We start from the raw sequence: 18,399 nt of genomic DNA on the forward strand, positions 1-18,399 counted from the left end.
ACAAATGGGGAGATCATCCTCCCCATCGCAATTTTTTATTCGTAAGTCAGGGTAAAAGGCAGGGTCGCATTCCCAACACCAGCTTTAACATCATCTGATGCCCCATTAAGCGCATAAGCAGCGCGCATGCTCAGGTTAGCGGTAGCTTTCCCCTCGTCAACCTTCAGCGCTGCATCGATCGTTTCGTTGGCACTCAGGTTTAGAACTTGATTGTTGTCATTGAGAATTGCAATGGCGACACCTTTTGCCGCCTTTTCACTACTTTGCAGTTTAAGCAGGCGACCGTCAGCACTATCAATTCCAGAGCCAGAAAGCGGGTCAAACTTTACTTTTACTGTACTCAAGCCACCCACACCCGATGAACAATCAATGTCCAAGTTGATATGAGTAGCTGCAGTGACGCCCACACCGGGATCACCAACATCACTGAGTGAAACCTTCCCAAGATCTACGTTAATATTGCCATTGCTACCTGACGAACCAGCACCCGGTGCGACCGTACAGCTTGCCGCAATCAGCTCGCCAGAGAATTCAATTTTTCCACTACTTGCTGCATGCGCCACACCCACCCCACCAAGTAGAACGCAAGTTAACGCAGATACACCCCAAAGAAATTTCATAGCTTCGATCCTCGCATCCAATAAGACTGATATCAACCAAATAGCGTTATCCGCATCCAGCCGGCCAGCATGTAAATTTTTACACGCGAACGAGTGCGAGCCTATTGGAAAGCCCTGCGATCACCCTGGAAATTTCCCATGCACCTTGGGAAATTTCAGGCCGGCCTCGATTGATTAGAAATTGGCTAAATTTTTTACCTGGGGTTTCGCAATAGACTAGGAGGTCTGGACTAACCACTCTGGAGGCTACTGATAAGACATCGTGAACACTGCATTTGCATTGGCCGTACCGGATCCCGGTTTGGAAGACGCTGTGCGTTGATATTGAATATAAAACGGAATGAGATACCTACCTCCGGCGCTGCCTGTGGAACTTAAAACCTTGAATTGATTTAAAGCGCCCGCGATAGACGAGGCAGGACCTAAATTGATTGGGCTGTTGTCGCGTAAAATTTGATACCCTACACCCGTTGCATCCGAGCCGGGACTGAGCGACAGCACATTGCTAGTGTTTCCCGGGTTCTGTGCGTCGGTCATAACCATATGAACAGAAATCGAAGGATCGCAATTCATTCCAATATTAAAAGGCGTTCTGCCGGCAACCGATCCAACTTCCAGAAGGCGATTTAGCCCAATGTTTGGCATCTTGATATCAATATTGCCATCAACATCACAGGTCGACGCCTTTATGGTTGGAGCAGTGCTAATCTTGATATCCATTACGCCCTCTCTTAACCTTATCAATATAGGTCACATTGGCGGACGGAAATGCAGTTATCGTTCCAGAGCTGACGGGGCCGACTATCACGAGTTGCGCAGTCGCTTTCATGTGTTTTAATACATCCTGATTGGGTTTACAGCTAGCTCCAACACCAGAAACATCGAACGGAAGAGTACGCTGTACTGAAACTGCATCCCACGACGTCGCCCGAAAACGCACGCCAATGCCAGGATTATTAGTCTGATAAACATCCGAAAAGCCTGGAACAAGAGGGCCATTAATCGTTCCTATACTGCGCACCTCGTATGAACACTTCGCCCATACGCCCTGAGAACCAGTACTGGCTTTCCAGTTGGTGGTCGAGCCGACTTCCCTATCGCGCGCGAAAACAGCGCTATCGAGGGGAATATTTACAGCGGCAATTGATAGAGACGAGAAAGCCCCCAAAAATACCAGCGGGAGTATATAAAGATTCATCATTCAACCTTTTAGGTTTTGCCTCGCTAGAGCGAAACTTCAGTCAATTCATTCCTTTTCACCGCACAGTACTGACGCTTAATTGTGCGATTTGAATACTACTGATAAGACATGGTAAACACCGCAACGGCATTGGCCGTGCCTGTTTTCGGCCTCGAAGACGCCGTTCGTTGATATTGGATATCAAACGGAATCAGGAACCGGCCCCCGGTGCCACCTGTAGAACTTACAATCTTGAATTGATTTAAAGCGCCCGCAATAGACGAGGCATGACCGAAATTGATCGGGCTGTTGTCGCGTAGAATCTGATACCCCACACCCATTGCCTCCGAGTCGGAACTGAGCGTCAGCACATTCCCAATGTTACCCGGATTAAGTGCATCAGTGATGACCATATGAACAGCAATCGAAGAATCGCAATTCATTCCAATAGTGAAAGGCGTCCTTTCAGCGACCGCTCCGACGCTTGGGAGTCGATTTATTTCAATCCTGGGCATTGTGGCAATAATGTCGCCATCTACGTTACAGGACGATGCTTCTATAATACTTGGAAACGTGCTGATTTTCACGTTCATTGGCCCCCTCTCTTAAGAATCATAATAGCTGATGCGGGCGGTTGGAAATGACATAATAATGCCTGCACAGACCTGCCCCACCACGACGAGCTGTGCAGAAGCCCTCATATTTTTTATTATGGTGACGCAAGGTTAGCAGTCGGAGGGCCCATTCCCAGGAATATCAAATGGAAGCGCTCTTTGCTGTGAAGCTGAATACCAAGTAGTTGCTCTGAAACGGATACCTATACCGGGATTACTGGGCTGATAGGCATCTGAGTATCCAGATACAAGCGTGCCATTCACTATGCCGACATTACGCCCGCCCATGTACTGGCATAGCATCCCTACGCGCTGAGAGTTTGTGTTTTCTTTCCAGTTAGTGGTAGAACCAATCGCCTTATCCCGTGCAAAAATTGCGCTGTGAGCGGGATGCCGACATCGGCCTTGGAAATTGACGAAATAGAAAACAAGCAGACAGCGACTCATATTTAACCTTATAGTTCAACGGTAGCCATTACCTAAGCGCCACGGAGGTGCTTGATTGTTTAGTGCACAACGCGTCGACTTTTTCGAAATCCACTTTATCTTTGCGTGCTGCAGCTGACAGGGTGTACAAAACGCGACATTGACCGTCGAGCGTGTCTCCCCAACGCACTATCAGCTCACCTTTCGGCTCCGCTGCACGAATGAATGCTCGGCTCATTTGCCCAACCAAGGTCAGGCTATTGCCCTCAGCGTCCAGTACTTCGGCCCCCGTCGGCAACGCATTACCCGCCTCGTCACGCAGGTTAAGCAGAACCGGCGCCCCCTGAGTGGTTGGATATTTCAGCATCACGATTGCGCCATGACGCGGTGCGATATTCTGCGAACTCATTTCCAGCTCAACGTCCGCCGCCATACCTTTCGGGTCGATGACAACTTCATTATGACGATAAGGTATCAGGCCGCTCACCACTCCATACCCGCTGCTGCTGATTGCGCCTCCATTGCTGTTGAGCAGACTCGCGCCTTGTGCCCCCCTGGCCTCCACAATGACACGCGTTTCACCTTTGGACTGACTGAAGGTCACGCCGCCAGGATGGGCCACGATGCTGCCGGAAAGGCCGATACCGACTTGCTTGTACTCTTCCCCCTGTCCAATACTTCCCGATAGATTGGTCTTGGCCATACGGTATTGGGCATTGGCCCCCGTAGAGCTATTGCTGGCTCCGAAGGCACGATCATGCGAGCCATACACCCCATAACTAAGTTCGCTCTGCTCCCCCACAGAGCCAGACAGCCCAACCTGAGTCCCCACATCACCTTTACCCGAATAAGTCGTGGAGCTGGTGAGGTATGAGGTATGGCGATCTCTGCCAAGTGGCATCGAGAGCGTCAGCATGTACTGGGTATCGTCCTTGTTATTGCTACCCTGGGTACGGCTGGCTGAAAGACTCAGGTTTCCCCAGCTATAGCTATTGGAATACCCGGCCTGGAAGCTGGTATCGCGGCTCTTGGCGTTATTCCAGTGATTCTGCGACGACCCGCTCAGGTACAGGCTGCCGGCATCGCCAGGCAATGGCTGGTTGATGTTCACTTGAAGCCGACTGCGCTGGCGGTTAGGTGCCGGACCAGTCAGGTCTTGCGCTCGGGCATAATCGCTAAAGGACAGGTAGCCCTCGCTGGAGAAACGGTAAGCTGCCATGACGAAGTTAGTCTTGGTGCTATCGACGAGCTTGCTGTAGCTCAGTCGATAACTCCTTCCGCTAGCGGTGCTATCGAGTGGGTCAGTACCCTCATCGCTTGACTGCAGACCAGAAGCGTTGGACTGTGTGACATCGAACGCGAACGCTCCCACCGAAGTACTCAACGCCATACCGCCCTGTACCGCCAGATACTGGTCGGCGACGACGCTGCCAGTGTAGGCCGTCGCCTGGTTGGAAATGCCACGCTGATAGGTTGCCTGGACGAATGTTGGCACTTTGCGCAAGCGGTCATCACGGTATTGACCGGCAGAGACGCTGTAGCGCGAGGTCCCTGGGCGCAGCAATTGTGCCACCGAAGCAAAGGGCACAATGAAGCTGTGGATACGGCCGTCAGCCTCGGTCACCGTGACATCTAGGTCACCGGAATAGCCAGTACTGTAGAGGTCGTCGATGACAAACGGGCCGGGCGCCACGCTGGTTTCGTAAAGTATGTTGCCAGCTTGACGCACGGTCACTCGAGAGTTGCTTTGCGCCATGCCTCGGATGGAGGGCGCAAATCCACGCTGGGAATCAGGCAGCATGCGATCATCGGACGCCACTTGCACACCGGTGAAAGATACGCTGTCGAACAGCTCGGATGGCGTGTAGTAATCCCCCAGGGTAATTTGTGATTTGAGCGTGGTCAGGTCGCGCTGTGCATAGGTGCTCAGCGCGCTGTACTTACTCCGGGATTCGCCAACACTACTGCTGCGGTTGTAGCTTGCGTTGTGGCGCAGACGCCAGTCCCCCAGGTTCAAACCGCTATTGATACCCGTGTAGAACTCTGTGCTGTTGGAGCCGCGTGAATCGTTATGAAAGGCATTGCTGTTGTAGTCAACGAACGCAGCAGTCACGCCCCGGTCCCAGTCACCTGGATCAACGTAGCCTCGTGCTGCGCGGTTCAGGTAAGTCTGGGCAATGCTCAAGTCCAGGCGCAATGCCCCCAGGTCCATGTCGATATGGGCATCAGGGACCCAGAGGCCGATATCCGCGCAGTCATCGCTTTCAAGGGCGTGGCTTTCAGGCAGGCGCTTGAGGTCAATGCCCAGGCTGGAGACCTGCGCGGGAGTAAAGCAAATTCGCGACGGTTTCCCATCGCCGCCGTCACGCACCCGAATGTCCTGGCGTCCCATCCACTGCTGGTTGACGTAGACATCGAGGCGATATGAGCCTGGCATGGCCCCGTTCCCGCGTTCGAAGCGCGACATATCCAGACTTCTTTCCTGGCCTTGTAGAAAGGCCGGATTAAACAACGCGAGAGCAGCATTGCTTTCCTCGGCTTGTGCGAGGTTGTCGGGCAGAACCGCGCCGAGCGTCGTAACAAATAGCCAATGCCGGGCAGCAAAAAAACGGCCGGCATAATGCGGTGCATGAGTCGTCAAAAACATGGGATTACCTGAGCACGCGTATCGAGGTGATACCTGTCGGCACATCAGCTCGTCAATTTCAGTTCAGTGTGATGCTCTGTTCGGCGGTGGTGCCAAAATCACCGATCCAGCGGTAGAGCACCTGGCCACCAGTACTGCCGGTATGACCGGCGAGAGAAAAATCCTGCTGACTGAAGGGAGCAATCATGCCGCCGCCGGTTTCGTAGCGTTTGTCGCCCTGCTTCACTGACAGCTCACCAAACGACAGGTGATAAGGCGTCGGGTTATCACCGCGCAGGACATAGCCCTTATCGACTCGCTGCACAGACCACTTCATCCGACTCACGGAGCTACGAACATCGCCGGACAGAGCGACCGGGCGATAGAACATCTTCAGGCGTGAACGCACAGCGATTTGCATCATGTTCGCCCCAGCACTGGCACCTTGAGGAATAGGTGGGATTTCCAGGGCGTTGAACCAAAACAAGCTTTCCCTGTCCTGAGGCAGCGTTTCACCGGTGAACACAATGCGTACACTCTGGCCTTTTTGTGGGTCCAACCTGAAAATGGGTGGCGTAACGAGAAAGGGCGCGTCTGCATCTTGAAGTCGGCTCTGGGCGTCGCCACGATCAATCCAGACTTGCAGGAGCCCGGGGCTCTGGCCCTTGTTGGTCAGCTTTACGGTGACTTCTCGTTCCTTCGCGGAATAGATCACACGGGTGCCATCGATCATGACACCGGCAACAGCACTGGACATCGAGCATGCAGCAAGGAACAGCCCTGCCATCAAAGAGGGCAAGTGTCGAGCGGAGACAGGTGACATCAGGGGGTACCTCAGTGGTGCCCGAGGTGAACACCCCGGGCGAGTCGATTACTCGTAGGTCAGCATGAAATTGGCCATGACGGAAACATCACCGCCACCCGCGCTCCCCTCTTGGGAGAAGTACTGCGCGAAGTACTGCAAGCTGCCTTTTCCGTTGATATCCACGGCACGTGAAGCCTGGGAAGCATTGTCATCGGTATTGATATTGATGACGGTATGATTTTGATCGAGCAGTTGAACCTCGACGTTGGAGGCTTTGTTTACAGCGTTGTTTACCAAGTTGCCGTAGGGATTAACATTGGAATCAGGCAGAAATGCAGCAGAAACCTTGGCATCCTCCGGGCAGTCGGTCACCTGCAGCGTGAAGCCGGTACGACCGGTAGCGCTCTGAGCGCCAGCGAGCTGACTTTTGTCCACGGTCGGCAGTACAACGTTGACATTGGTGGAAGAAGCATCAAGTACGCAACTCGTTTCGATAATTCTGCCAGTGATGTTGATCTGTCCAGTCTGGGCGGCGAGAGCAAGGACGGGCAGATTTAGGCTGACAAAACAGACAGCAACAGAAAACACTTTGAAGTTCATTTATGCGGGTCTCGCAATAGACAAGTTAGAATAAACTGAGTTTTTTAGCCTTCAGATATTTAGGTGCTGCGATACCTGACAGGGCAGAAAATCTTAAACTCGGCCGTAAGCCCGTCACATCAGCACGCTCTCATTTCAAGTCAGAATTCGCTCGCCCTAGACCAGAATTTTCTCGGAGCGGGATGAATTGCTTCTAGCTCCCCACCAAAATCTGCATGCCCTCTCCGTCCGAATTGCTCTGGCTTCTAAGGTTTTGTAGGCCACATTGCCTGGTAGCCGGCGACCGGTGCCGGCCCTAAATGCGTAGACCCTGAGAGCGTTTTTTGAAATTAAGCCCCCTACATAAATTGTATATTTAGTATCAAGCCCAATACTAAGGTCCACTGAGCGCACCTGTAAGGCCTAAAACACCTGAAAATTGCAACTCTAAACTTTCTCACGCCAAAATACGGAAAACCAAACTACAACCATCACTATTTGACGTTCTATGAAAATATCCGAAAAATCAGCATATCATGCAATATCGAGCTTAACAGCCAAAACAATAGTTAATCAAAGAGTCAAAAGCGGGGACTTAAAAAAAACCATTAAAATAGTACGGAACAGCCATATAAAGCTATACAACTCCGCGAAAAAAAAACGAAGCAAGAGAATTTGTCAAACACATCCGCGAAATCCTTTATACACAAAATTCTAAGGCATTGAGGAGGAAAACCGAACTACTCAAGGATTTAGAAACATTAACGATGCGGACTCCAGCAGAAAAATCAGCCGATTATACAAGCTGTTTAATAGGGATGAAATTCAAACGGGAATACAGCTGGTCAGCGCTTCAAGCAAGAGGTCAGAAAAATTATGTTTACCACCACAATACTATACACTCCAAGTGCGCTAGGCCTGAGCAACCTGTAAAGGCACTATCCAAGCCAGCAATCGAAACCCTGCCCGCCAACGACAGCGCTGTGAACAAACGCTGTATGAGAGAAGATGATCATGCTAAGAGCATTTTTTATGATAAGGATATAAAGCTCACTCGAGAAAGACTGAACCCCACACCTAATGACACGAGCGAACATGGACCCAAAATGAGCCCGTTAGATTTTATTTACCCCGCCCCGCCCATTCCAAGAGCGCCAGTCGAATCAATGCCAGCAGCACTAAAATCGACGACCCGCTGGGATTGAAGAACCGCTGCATCCGGCTTCGAATAGCAGTATATTAGGCTGAATCAGATGGACAACTTCGTGAAATATCGAACGCCTTTATCCTTATTTCACCCCAAAAGGAAATGACTTGTCCGGATAATGTAGCAGACTTTAGCGCGCAAGGAAGTGGACTGGTATTATTGGAGGCAGATACCATTTCATTTATCCAAATCAAAGCGCCGGAAATAGGACAAGGTGAGAGGGCCTTTGGCCCTCTCACCCAATAAACGATCGGAGCCAAGCATCTAACCACCAAAGCTGGTTGCCGCCGTCGCCATGGCAGAAACTATTTCAGCGGGGCAGCAACCCTATGCCCCTCCTACAATCCGCCTCCTAACACCCCATGAACATCCTTGCTGACTGCAGCAGCAACACAGAGTGCAGAATAAAGAGCGCGGCTTAGTTTATATATGAATTTTAATTGGCTCGCCAACACCATTGCTTACTGACAAATCGCAGTAGGCACGAGTGTAGGGGGCATTACAATTTTAATCATCAACCACAACTGAGTATCGCATTCAAAGAGCACATTCAACGGCTCTATTATTGTTCGACAGCGGTTTTCTCGAAACACCTGGAGAAAAAAAGATGGCTTAGTCAAGAATTTAATCATAACTGATTATATAAGTAGACTGCGCAACAGCCCTACCCGGAATGAGATTACCGTCTCGAATATAACGAACTGACATGGGAATTAGGCCATCCGACTGAATATCGCCCAAGCCCCTTCTTTGCTTATACCTTACCAAAGAGCCGTCAAGCAACATCTGAAACCTAATCCCTTTTGCCGTCGAGCCCGCTCCTAATTCCAAAGACTCACCACTGTTAGATACATTGTTCGAGTCAGTGAATTCGGCGTATACCTTACTCGAGCTGTTACAGCTGACAGCCATAGTGAAGAATACCTCACCAAATGTTGCGCCTATGCTAGAAAGTTCAGAGCTGGTTACCGCCGGCAAAGGAACATGTATATTTGGGGTTGTAACAACGCACGTTCCGAGAATAGCACTACCAATTACTGCGCCTGGTTGGTCTGGTCCTAGCGAGACACCATCAGAATCTAGCTGTTTAGCCCGAATCCCGCCGGCATGTAAATCACCAGCCGCTACAGGACCCGCGCTGCGGACCAAATCAAAAGACACAAAGTAGTGATTAGCGGTGCGAGAATTGAAAAATCCCAGCCTTGCAGTAGTCCCATTTATTGGCTTCTCGTCGTAATAAAAAACAACTGATAGTCCACTTCCGACTTGTAGCTTTTGAGGCACCTCCAAATATGCAACCCCGTCCGCCCGACACCCCCCGTATGTAATAACCTGACGATGACTACTTAGTACAGTACCTACAGGAACATTACTCGAAAGCGCTATATCCTTTCCAAGTTTAAATTCGCCTGCACCACTTATGCTACAGGTTGCTAAGGCCTGATGTGAGAAAAAAATCAACGCTGCTAATACTATCGAACGCATCACCACAACAAACCTCTTTTAATGTACCATTATAAAACTCAAAATCGCCGAGCCTTAACATATCATCGCAACACATAATATTGCTCTCGTAAAACATGCTTGATGTGCTCTCTCACTACTAACGGCAGATATCAACAGTAAATTTTCTTACTGAATTATTCAGGGCGCCTTTTTAAACAGGCATTGCTCCTTTATGCCCTTAAAGAACGCACTAAATGACTGGAAGGCACATGGGAGCTACCCGACGCTTTACTCCAACCGGAACCAGACCTGCTCCGGCGGCAAAGTTAGGGACAACCACGCAGTCACGATGAGAAATAGGTTGGATCACACTTTTAGCCTACGGGCTCGTTCCAACTGTCTATAATTTTTTCACATCGAGATGCACCACAACATCAGACCGCTCAATGCAGCGGCAAGAATCTTCCTCGTCGGACGAGGAACTTTCTTACCTCTGAGATTCTGCACGAAAAAAACTATTTTTTGCCCTTTATGGTTCGATAACCAGTTACACATGCAGCTATTGCGGTATGACAATAGCTACCGATACAAACTCTGCAACTGTATGACGTTTGGAATTCGGCGCCACTTTTATATCTCGCTATAAGCGGATGCTATTTTAAGCCAAACCTCCGATGTATTACGGACTCTTCGTTATCCTTAGTACCACCCGCAACAAAACCAGCTCGCACTGCTTACGAAACAGTGCGAGATCCTACAAATCAATGATTGAAACGAATCTCAACTCTCCACATATAGACCCGCTTCCGGTGGAGATTTAAAGGATGACGTTTCCTTTAAAGGGACATTGCCATCATGGTGTAAATTATAGTCTGCAATAACGATCGCCAACGCGCTAACCGAATCGGCATTCATAAAGTTCACCATTACTTTGGTGTCAGCATCTTCATTATAAAGTTGCGTGAGCGTCTTTGTGTTATCTTTGGGAGCAATAGCGGAAAGAAATTCCTCACCTTCAATATGCTCTGCCACAAGCTTGGAGGATTGCTCAAAACCTCTGGCGAAATCTTTTATCTGTCTATGCAAAGGCAGTTCAGCATACTGATCATCCAAGCAAGACTTTTCACGAGAAAAATAATAGAAATCAAATTTATTACAGCAGAGATGCGCCACCTCATGCAAAAGCGCATTAACAGCGGGAATGGCGCATTTCTTAAAGAATTGTAGAGAAAACGCAATCCTTTGCTCGCCGTCTTGAACCAAGTTAATGGCGGCAGTGGGATCGGAATTGTCATACGGTTCCACAAGATAAATATCTTGCCCGCCCTCTTCCGTCATCCAAAGCAACATTGACTGCATCGCTCTGTAATTCTCCAACAGTCTCGGACGTATACTGGGATCCACTCCCCACTCAGTAAGCTTGGCATCAAATGTCGGATCATCAATACCTTTTAGAGACTCTATTACTGAAGTAACCACAGAGATCCCGTTATTAATAGTTCGCGTGAGAAATTCCCGCTTAGCCCCTTCTAGACTCTCGAAGCCTTTTGACACAACATCAAACCCAAAAGATTCGATATGTGTTTTGAATAAATCGTCTGACAATGGGTTCGATAATGGCGTGGCAAGCGCTCCGGGCGGACCTAACCAAGAGCCTGCTGATAACGATATTGAGGATAGCGCTAAAGTAACTAATCGAAAAATCGTAGCACCAACGGTCGGCGTCTTACCAGAAAAAACTAATTCGGCAGTGGTATTATGCACATCGCTTACAAGACGCAAAAATCTACGAGTATCTTCACGCCCAATCACAGTCCGCTCGTTACTCAGTAAAATCTCATTAATTGCAGCCACAGGTTCCATAGTTCTTCCTTGCTGTAGGTGTGGCGGTTAAAGATACATTCCCAGCCAGTTAATTTGATGTCTTAAAACTTTAAAATGAGTGTCACCTTCATAGACATCATAATGCCCAGCACCTTCAAGCATAATGATTGTCTTTTCAGCATGCAGCGCTTCATACAATCGGACTGCTTGATCCGGGGGATTAACAATGTCGTGTTCGGCAGCGACAACCAATACAGGCTGACGAACGCTCATGGCCATGATAACCGGTTTGTAGTTTATGATTTCCCGGACGGTTAAAAAGGGTATTTTTGTATTTAGCTGAGGATTAAACTTTTGATGCTTTTCGAAAAACACTCGAGACTGCTCATCATCCAGCACCATTAACGGAGGCACAAATAACTCCCTACCGCTTGATTCTTTCTTCTCCTGCATCCGATTTAATGTCGAAAATAGCTTACTTTCCTCTTTAATACTCATTGCGCTAGTGATTAATATTTCCCCGTCAGCAAAGGCTGTTTGGCTGATGATGCATTTGACCAGCGGGTTCTGCGCCCCAACCGTAATGACATGACAGCCACCTAGTGATGTTCCCCACAGACCAATGCGTGACGTATCAAATGACGGTTGCTGGCTTACCCAGTTAACAACGGCATGAATATCTTCTATCTGCATTTTGGTCTGAAGCCTGCCGCGCTCACCTCCACTTTCACCGAAACCTCGATAGTCAAAGGTAATGACATTGTAGCCAGCCTGAGCAAAAGCGAAAGCAAACTCAGGCAGAACAACGTTCTGGATGCCACAAAACCCATGGCACAGCACCAGAACAGGTGCCGGGATCACTGATGTGCTAGGATAAATTCGCACCGCCAATTGTTCCCCGCTGCTACTAACACTAACGCTCTCAAAACCACTCATTACACTACTCCTCAAATACTGGCCAAGTTACAATTCCCAATTCAAAAGAAAGGCATCGCTATACACACAAAACCTACAGCAATAGGCTATAGTAGTATTTCAAAAAGCGATCCTGCAACAAAGCCTCAACCATCCAAATATTCAAGTACTGTTCTACATTTGTAGAGGGGTTACCATGAAATCGATTCACCTAAGCGTGCAAATTAAAAAAAAACCAACACCAAAATACATATTCAGGAAGACGCTGTCGCTCAATATCTGTGCGGCGCTTTGGATCGCGCTATTCGCCGGGCCAGAAGCCCATGCTAGTCGTGTGGACAATTTAGAACTCTTCAGCCACACCAATGAAGATCACCAGAAGTTAAATTTAGACTACAACGGTTGGCGCTGGCTAAAGAAAAAGAAGACTTTGGTACTGGGTACGTCGCTTCCTGATTATCCGCCGTTGGACATATCAAGTTCCAATCGTGACTATGAGGGTATCACAGCAGATTACATGCAGATAATTTCTGGTTATCTTGGTGTAACCGTGGACGTTCGCCGTTACGCTACTCATATGGAAGCCGTGGAAGCACTGAAAACTGGCGAAATAGATTTATTGGGCAGCGCTAATCGAAGAGAAAAAAATAGAATAGATTTGGCACTGAGCAACAACTACCTCGATGATCGACTCGCTCTAATCGGCCGCATAGGCATTAGCCTGTCTTTCGACGATAAAGTCGCGCGTATTCGCTTGGCAATTGACTCCGACTATATTAGTGAGGCTGCGGCTCGGCGGATGTTTCCTCAAGCAAACATAGAAGTGTTCACATCGACAGAAAATGCTATCGCGGCAGTCGCCTTTGGACAAGCTGATGCATTTTTAGGGGATGCTATATCCTCTCAATACCTTATTTCGCGAAATTATTCCAGCCATCTCGATATTTTGGATATCGCCCCCCCGGCACAAGAAGGCTTCAGCTTTGCCATTAACGCTGATAACCCGCGTTTGCTGAACCTTATCAATACCGCCCTAGGGGCCGTGCCAGAACAGGTAAAAACTGAAATACAAACACGCTGGAGCGAAAAACTCTTATTCACGCTCCAGCCACTGGATTTAAGTGCAGACGAGAAAGATTGGATCAAGAAAAACCCTGTGGTAAATATAGCAGTGAGCCGGTACCTGGCACCCGTTTCATATTTCGACATCCATGGTAATTATTTTGGTATTACACGAGACTTGCTTAAGTTAATTGAGAGAAAAACGGGCTTAAAATTCAACATACAACCTCACCCCAACATTAGAGAAATGCAGGAAAGCTTAAAAGCGGGAAGAGTGCAAATCGCAACGGACCTGCCTAAAAACCAGGAAAACATGCAATCTTTTTTATTTGGACGTCCTTATTTAATCGCACCTTATGCACTTGTAGTACGCAGTCAAAGTGCATACCCAGATACGCTGGAGGCTCTGGCAGGCAGGACGTTAAGCGTTGCGCCAGGCCATGCGCTTCTGCCGATGTTACGCGAACATTACCCGCTCATTCGTTTAAAGAACGCAGAGAATAATTTTGAGGCCCTTGCTTGGGTAGAGGATGGCTCAGTAGATGCAACAATCCTACCTGCACCTATTGCCAGCTACAATTTGCGTAGCCGCGATAACTCACTGAAAATTGCATCGATTATAAACTCTGCACCTGCGACAGCGTCGCTCAGTGTACTTAAGGGGCAAGGTCAGCTTTACGCAATTCTCGATAAAACCATAAGAAGCATCCCGCCAGATGTTATTGATTCTGTTACCAACCGGTGGCGCACAAACGCAGTTATTGCGCCCCCATCATGGCGCGACTATCGTCAGATTATATTTAAATCCGTAGTTGGCACTATCACACTATTGACTATCGCATTGGGTTGGGGAATTTACTTACGTCGGCAAATCATGCAACGCAGAGCAGCCGAAAGAGAACTCAGCAATCAGCTTCACTTTATGGAAGCCCTGATAAACGGCACGCCGCATCCAATTTACGTGCGGGATTTAGAAAATCGCCTATTAATTTGCAATGACAGTTACGTAAAATCGCTTTCAAACGAGGGTGATATTGCTCGTGGTTTAAGTTCAGCAAAAACCTCATTGGAAAGGTCGGCGGCCTATGAAAAGGATTGCCAAACTGTATTGCAGACAGGCCAACCTCTTTTGCGTGATCGAGAAGTTTACATTGCTGGACGTCATCAAACTATCTATCACTGGATGCTACCTTTCTCTAACTCTGAAGGTGCCAATCAAGGCTTAATCGGAGGTTGGATAGATATAACTGAGCGGCACTTGCTTCTGGAGGAGCTCAAACAAGCCAAAAATGATGCTGATGAGGCTAATCGGACCAAAACTACATTCCTTGCGACTATGAGCCATGAAATCAGAACACCTATGAATGCGATCATAGGATTGCTGGAATTAAGCTTGAAACGCGATAAAGAAAAATATGACCGCTCATCAATAGAAGTCGCCTATCATTCCGCCCGCGGCTTGCTTGATTTAATTGGTGATATACTCGACATTGCCCGTATAGAGACAGGTCACCTTAGTCTGAATCAAGAGCGGGCCAACCTAAAGGACCTAGTAGAATCTGTTATTCGAGTATTCAGTGGACTGGCCAAGCAAAAGAACCTAACTCTAAAGTTAGACATTAACGAAAGTATAAATTACGACGTATTGGTTGACCCGCTGCGCTTTAAACAAGTACTTTCCAACTTAATCAGTAATGCGATTAAGTTTACCGAAAACGGCGGGGTCGATGTGGTTGTTCATTCTTGCTTATTAGCAGATGATCAATTACAGGTCGAATTTTCGGTCAATGACACCGGTATTGGTATATCTGCTAACGATATAGCGCGCTTATTCCAGCCATTTACCCAGATAGGTGGAACGAGACAGCACGCCCGCTCTGGTACAGGATTAGGATTAATGATTTCCCGTAATCTATGTGAAATGATGGGAGGCCAATTGGAGCTCAACAGCGAAATCGATCAGGGCACACAAGCCATTGGCCGACTGACACTGAACGTGCTCGAACCACAGCAGGAAAAGAAGGCGGAAGTATTAAACAGCTCCGCAGCCAACCCGGCTCCAATTTTAGGTGTATTAGTGGTTGACGACAACTACGCCAATCGATTGCTGTTGAGTGAACAGCTAATATACTTGGGGCACTCCGTGCATCTTGCTGAAAATGGTGCTGAAGGCCTTGCATTATGGAAACAGAAAATATTTGACGTCATCATTACCGACTGCAATATGCCAGTGATGAGCGGATATGAGCTTGCGAAAGCAATACGCGTGATTGAGAGCGCTCAAAACCGGGTGCGCTCTATCATTTTAGGATTTACTGCTAATGCTCAACGTGAGGAGCGCGAGCGGTGCATATCGGCTGGCATGGATGACTGCCTATTTAAACCAGTGGAGCTGGATACCTTAGAGCGTTTCATCAAACGCTCCGCAATAGCCATTCATGACGAAATTAATTATTCTGAATCCGATAAATTTGACTTGAATACCCTTGAGCACCTTACCGGTGGAGACCTCAACATATTAAAGCGTGTGCTGGATGGATTAATTAATAGTATCACCGATGATTTAGAGGAATTACGACGGCTTAATAAAAACAACAATCTGCGTGGCTTATCCGAGCTTGCTCATAAAATCAAGGGCAGTGCTCGCGTTGTTAAGGTTCGCAGTCTGATCAAGCACTGTGAAGCTTTGGAAGCTTCCTGTCACCTTGACCCGTCAGATTCTAATTTACCGGCCGTGGTCCTAGCCCTTGATCAGGCAATGGTAGGATTAGAACGCGATCTGATTCGCCAGAGAAAAAAACACTTTGAGTAGGTGGACTAAAGCGCCCTCTCCCGCGATGTACTCATTACGGCCGTAACACCGATCCTTGGATATAAGCGGCCAATTGTTTGCCCGCCTTACCGCTTAAAGGCACCTTAAACGTTGTATAAGCCCTGCCTACAACTGGCGCTATTATCTTTCCGCCGCGCGACACAATTAGCGCGCCTAGAATTTTCCTACTGTCTTTCAGCCCCTTCTGCCATTGCAAGTCTTACGAGTTCTTGTAGAATTCTTATTCCATCTAAGGTGTAGACGCATGATAGACTCGAACAGTGTGATAATTATTGATAAACACCCGATTGTGCGACTGGCAATCAGAGCGGTGTTAGAAAGACGAGGCATTAAAGTTCTGGCCGACGTCAGCGACGGAGTAGACGGTCTAAGACTTGCGAACCTGTATCATCCCGATCTTGTAACTTTTGATATTGGCCAAAATCAAACAGAGGGGTTAGCAATTATCAAACAAATGTCTTCGTTATCGAATGCTCCTAGCATGTTAATTTTTTGTACATATCCCGCAGTGCCTTGCGCAGAATATTGTTTACGGGCCGGCGCCTCCGGTTTTGTCAGTAAGCGCGCAGGCATACGCGACTTCCTTAACGCAATCGAAGCAATCTTCGCCGGTTACGATTATTTTCCATATTATGGCAGCGTCAAGCTTGGTCCAACCCCAGCAACGAAATAATCTAGAGTTCAGTTGACAGAGCTGGATGGGTATTACTCGCGCCCCATGCCATGAAGACAAGGTACGCGAGAAATTATGTAATGGATTACTTGGACTACATCAGCAGGACAAGCATAGGATATTCTCAGTGGTTTTTTTCTCGGTCTAACACAGACCCACCCATAGCCTTAATTTCCCCAAGCACAGCATCCAGGTTAACTCTTCCTGCATGACATTCAGCTCCAAGCTTTTCTGAGAGCTTTGCGTACCCATATATATAACTTCCTCGCGGATCGGGCATTATGGAACGTCCTCTTATTTTTTCTAGGACGGAATGATGGAATGTTTTTGAGAACCCCTCAATATCCTCTGCCACATTGGCGGAACCAAAGAAACCATTTCCACCTAAAAGTTCAAGTACTGCACGCTGTTTTTCGTGCGCAGTCAGAGTCCCCTCGGTATAAATCACGCTGAGCGGATTGTTAGGCCCCCCTTTCTCATTCTTAGCTGTGGCATCCGTATAAGGCGCAAACTCTTCAAACACTTCAACCGTAGTTGTCAATTTGCTGCACAGAGCAAGGCCGGCCTCGCTAAGCCGCCCGTTGTCAAAAAATAGAGTACCGAATTTCAGGGGATCTTCTTGTGCGCACTCCATCAACAGCCTATAAACTGCAGGCGCCACTGTGTACACAATTTTATTCGTGGGCCTAGCGAGACCGGATAGGTTGTTACGCTGTGTATCGCAAATGGCAAGAGTGTACGCCATCGCCACCATATCCTCGCATGCTGCATTATCCGGAATTGAAAGTGCACCACTTCTCAACAGGCCTTCAATGACAGTACCAAGCCCAGGTTTTCCGTCTCTACCTATATTTGGCATAAAATCGAAAGCTGTGCCGCTGGGAATAACCGCAGCCGCAACCCGGCAAAGACTTTCTTGCCCCGTAACGTCGACCCTTGCCTCTCCGGCCAAGGTCCCCAAGGCCGCAGCCGTGGCTATCTCATTCAGCCCCCAATGCAGTTGATTGCCAATGCCAGTGCCATCTTCTTGTAGTATTTGAACGTGATCATGAAAATATGCGAGAAAACCGGCTAGACGCTCGAAAGAATGCCCTTGGAAAAAATGCAGTACGTCACTCTGCATTTCTTGTGCGTGCGCCATTCGACCGCTTGAATGGGTAGCTTTGTGATAGGACAGACGCAACGCATTCAGAGCGCCATCTAATGCGCTCTGATCGAAATGACTTTGGATTTTTTCTATAGCGCGCTGCGCTTGTTCCAAGTCGATATGAGTCAGACTGGCCAGCAAATTATTTGTGAGGCTGCTGACAATTTTATGTTTATCACATTGGTCGGGCGTGACTTCGCGTACTTGTTCCAGTAAGTTCTCTAAGTGGCCCGCCATGATCGCTGATGCTTGCCTATCCGATGCACACAACGTAAGAATATTTCCAAAATGTTCGGAACAAAACTCATCTAGCTGGCGGCTGGGAATCCCTAGTACATTACGAATACTGCACGATGTTCGCACTGGCAGATCTGAAGTCGTTCTGGGAAACACGCCTACTGGCGGTGACCCGGCGACAACGTTTTTAACATTCATTTATTTT

The 18,399-nt window shown here is 48.2% G+C and carries 13 protein-coding genes; 2 read left to right on the forward strand and 11 right to left on the reverse strand.

Annotated elements, in window-relative coordinates:
• Positions 1–35: 35 nt before the first annotated feature.
• The 10 genes from QF045_RS19555 to QF045_RS19595 form a co-directional block, all read right to left on the reverse strand.
• Positions 36–620 (reverse strand): fimbrial protein, encoded by a 585-nt coding sequence (locus QF045_RS19555; protein WP_124403777.1) that lies wholly within the window; start codon positions 618–620, stop codon positions 36–38.
• Positions 621–866: 246 nt separating this feature from the next.
• Entirely contained in the window at positions 867–1,340 is a 474-nt protein-coding gene (locus QF045_RS19560; RefSeq protein WP_306493672.1) for a fimbrial protein, read from the reverse strand.
• Positions 1,324–1,818 carry a hypothetical protein gene (locus QF045_RS19565; RefSeq protein ID WP_306493673.1) on the reverse strand — a complete coding sequence of 165 codons (495 nt, stop codon included), beginning with the start codon at positions 1,816–1,818 and terminating at the stop codon, positions 1,324–1,326. The genes QF045_RS19560 and QF045_RS19565 overlap by 17 nt, the downstream gene beginning before the upstream one ends.
• Before the next feature lie 98 nt (positions 1,819–1,916).
• A complete protein-coding gene (locus QF045_RS19570) occupies positions 1,917–2,393 on the reverse strand; it encodes a fimbrial protein (protein WP_124403775.1) in 477 nt (158 codons plus the stop codon).
• A gap of 496 nt (positions 2,394–2,889) precedes the next feature.
• On the reverse strand, positions 2,890–5,487 hold the full coding sequence (locus tag QF045_RS19575; protein ID WP_124429294.1) for a fimbria/pilus outer membrane usher protein: 2,598 nt from the start codon (positions 5,485–5,487) through the stop codon (positions 2,890–2,892).
• Between the two features lie 58 nt (positions 5,488–5,545).
• The gene (locus QF045_RS19580) at positions 5,546–6,289 is read right to left on the reverse strand and encodes a molecular chaperone (RefSeq protein WP_218565847.1); all 744 of its coding nucleotides are present in this window, start codon (positions 6,287–6,289) and stop codon (positions 5,546–5,548) included.
• Positions 6,290–6,337: 48 nt separating this feature from the next.
• A complete protein-coding gene (locus QF045_RS19585; protein ID WP_124403773.1) occupies positions 6,338–6,871 on the reverse strand; it encodes a fimbrial protein in 534 nt (177 codons plus the stop codon).
• A 1,810-nt stretch (positions 6,872–8,681) separates the two neighbouring features.
• Positions 8,682–9,542 carry a fimbrial protein gene (locus QF045_RS27805; protein WP_373424459.1) on the reverse strand — a complete coding sequence of 287 codons (861 nt, stop codon included), beginning with the start codon at positions 9,540–9,542 and terminating at the stop codon, positions 8,682–8,684.
• 741 nt (positions 9,543–10,283) lie between these two features.
• Positions 10,284–11,366, reverse strand: coding sequence for a hypothetical protein (locus QF045_RS19590; protein WP_124403771.1), 1,083 nt, complete (start codon positions 11,364–11,366; stop codon positions 10,284–10,286).
• 27 nt (positions 11,367–11,393) lie between these two features.
• Positions 11,394–12,263, reverse strand: a complete 870-nt coding sequence (locus tag QF045_RS19595) for an alpha/beta hydrolase (RefSeq protein ID WP_124406858.1) — start codon at positions 12,261–12,263, stop codon at positions 11,394–11,396.
• Between the two features lie 175 nt (positions 12,264–12,438).
• On the opposite strand from QF045_RS19595, the gene QF045_RS19600 reads away from it, so the two are divergent.
• Together QF045_RS19600 and QF045_RS19605 are read left to right on the forward strand one after the other, a co-directional pair.
• Complete coding sequence (locus tag QF045_RS19600) at positions 12,439–16,116, forward strand: ATP-binding protein (protein WP_306493674.1); 3,678 nt, start codon at positions 12,439–12,441, stop codon at positions 16,114–16,116.
• Between the two features lie 265 nt (positions 16,117–16,381).
• A complete protein-coding gene (locus tag QF045_RS19605; protein ID WP_124362281.1) occupies positions 16,382–16,810 on the forward strand; it encodes a response regulator transcription factor in 429 nt (142 codons plus the stop codon).
• A 124-nt stretch (positions 16,811–16,934) separates the two neighbouring features.
• On the opposite strand, the gene QF045_RS19610 is transcribed toward QF045_RS19605, so the two are convergent.
• Positions 16,935–18,392: a hypothetical protein gene (locus tag QF045_RS19610; protein ID WP_306493675.1), complete on the reverse strand. Its 1,458-nt coding sequence runs from the start codon at positions 18,390–18,392 to the stop codon at positions 16,935–16,937.
• Between the last annotated feature and the right edge of the window lie 7 nt (positions 18,393–18,399).

This window comes from Pseudomonas sp. W4I3, from assembly GCF_030816195.1.
Taxonomy (GTDB): Bacteria; Pseudomonadota; Gammaproteobacteria; order Pseudomonadales; family Pseudomonadaceae; genus Aquipseudomonas.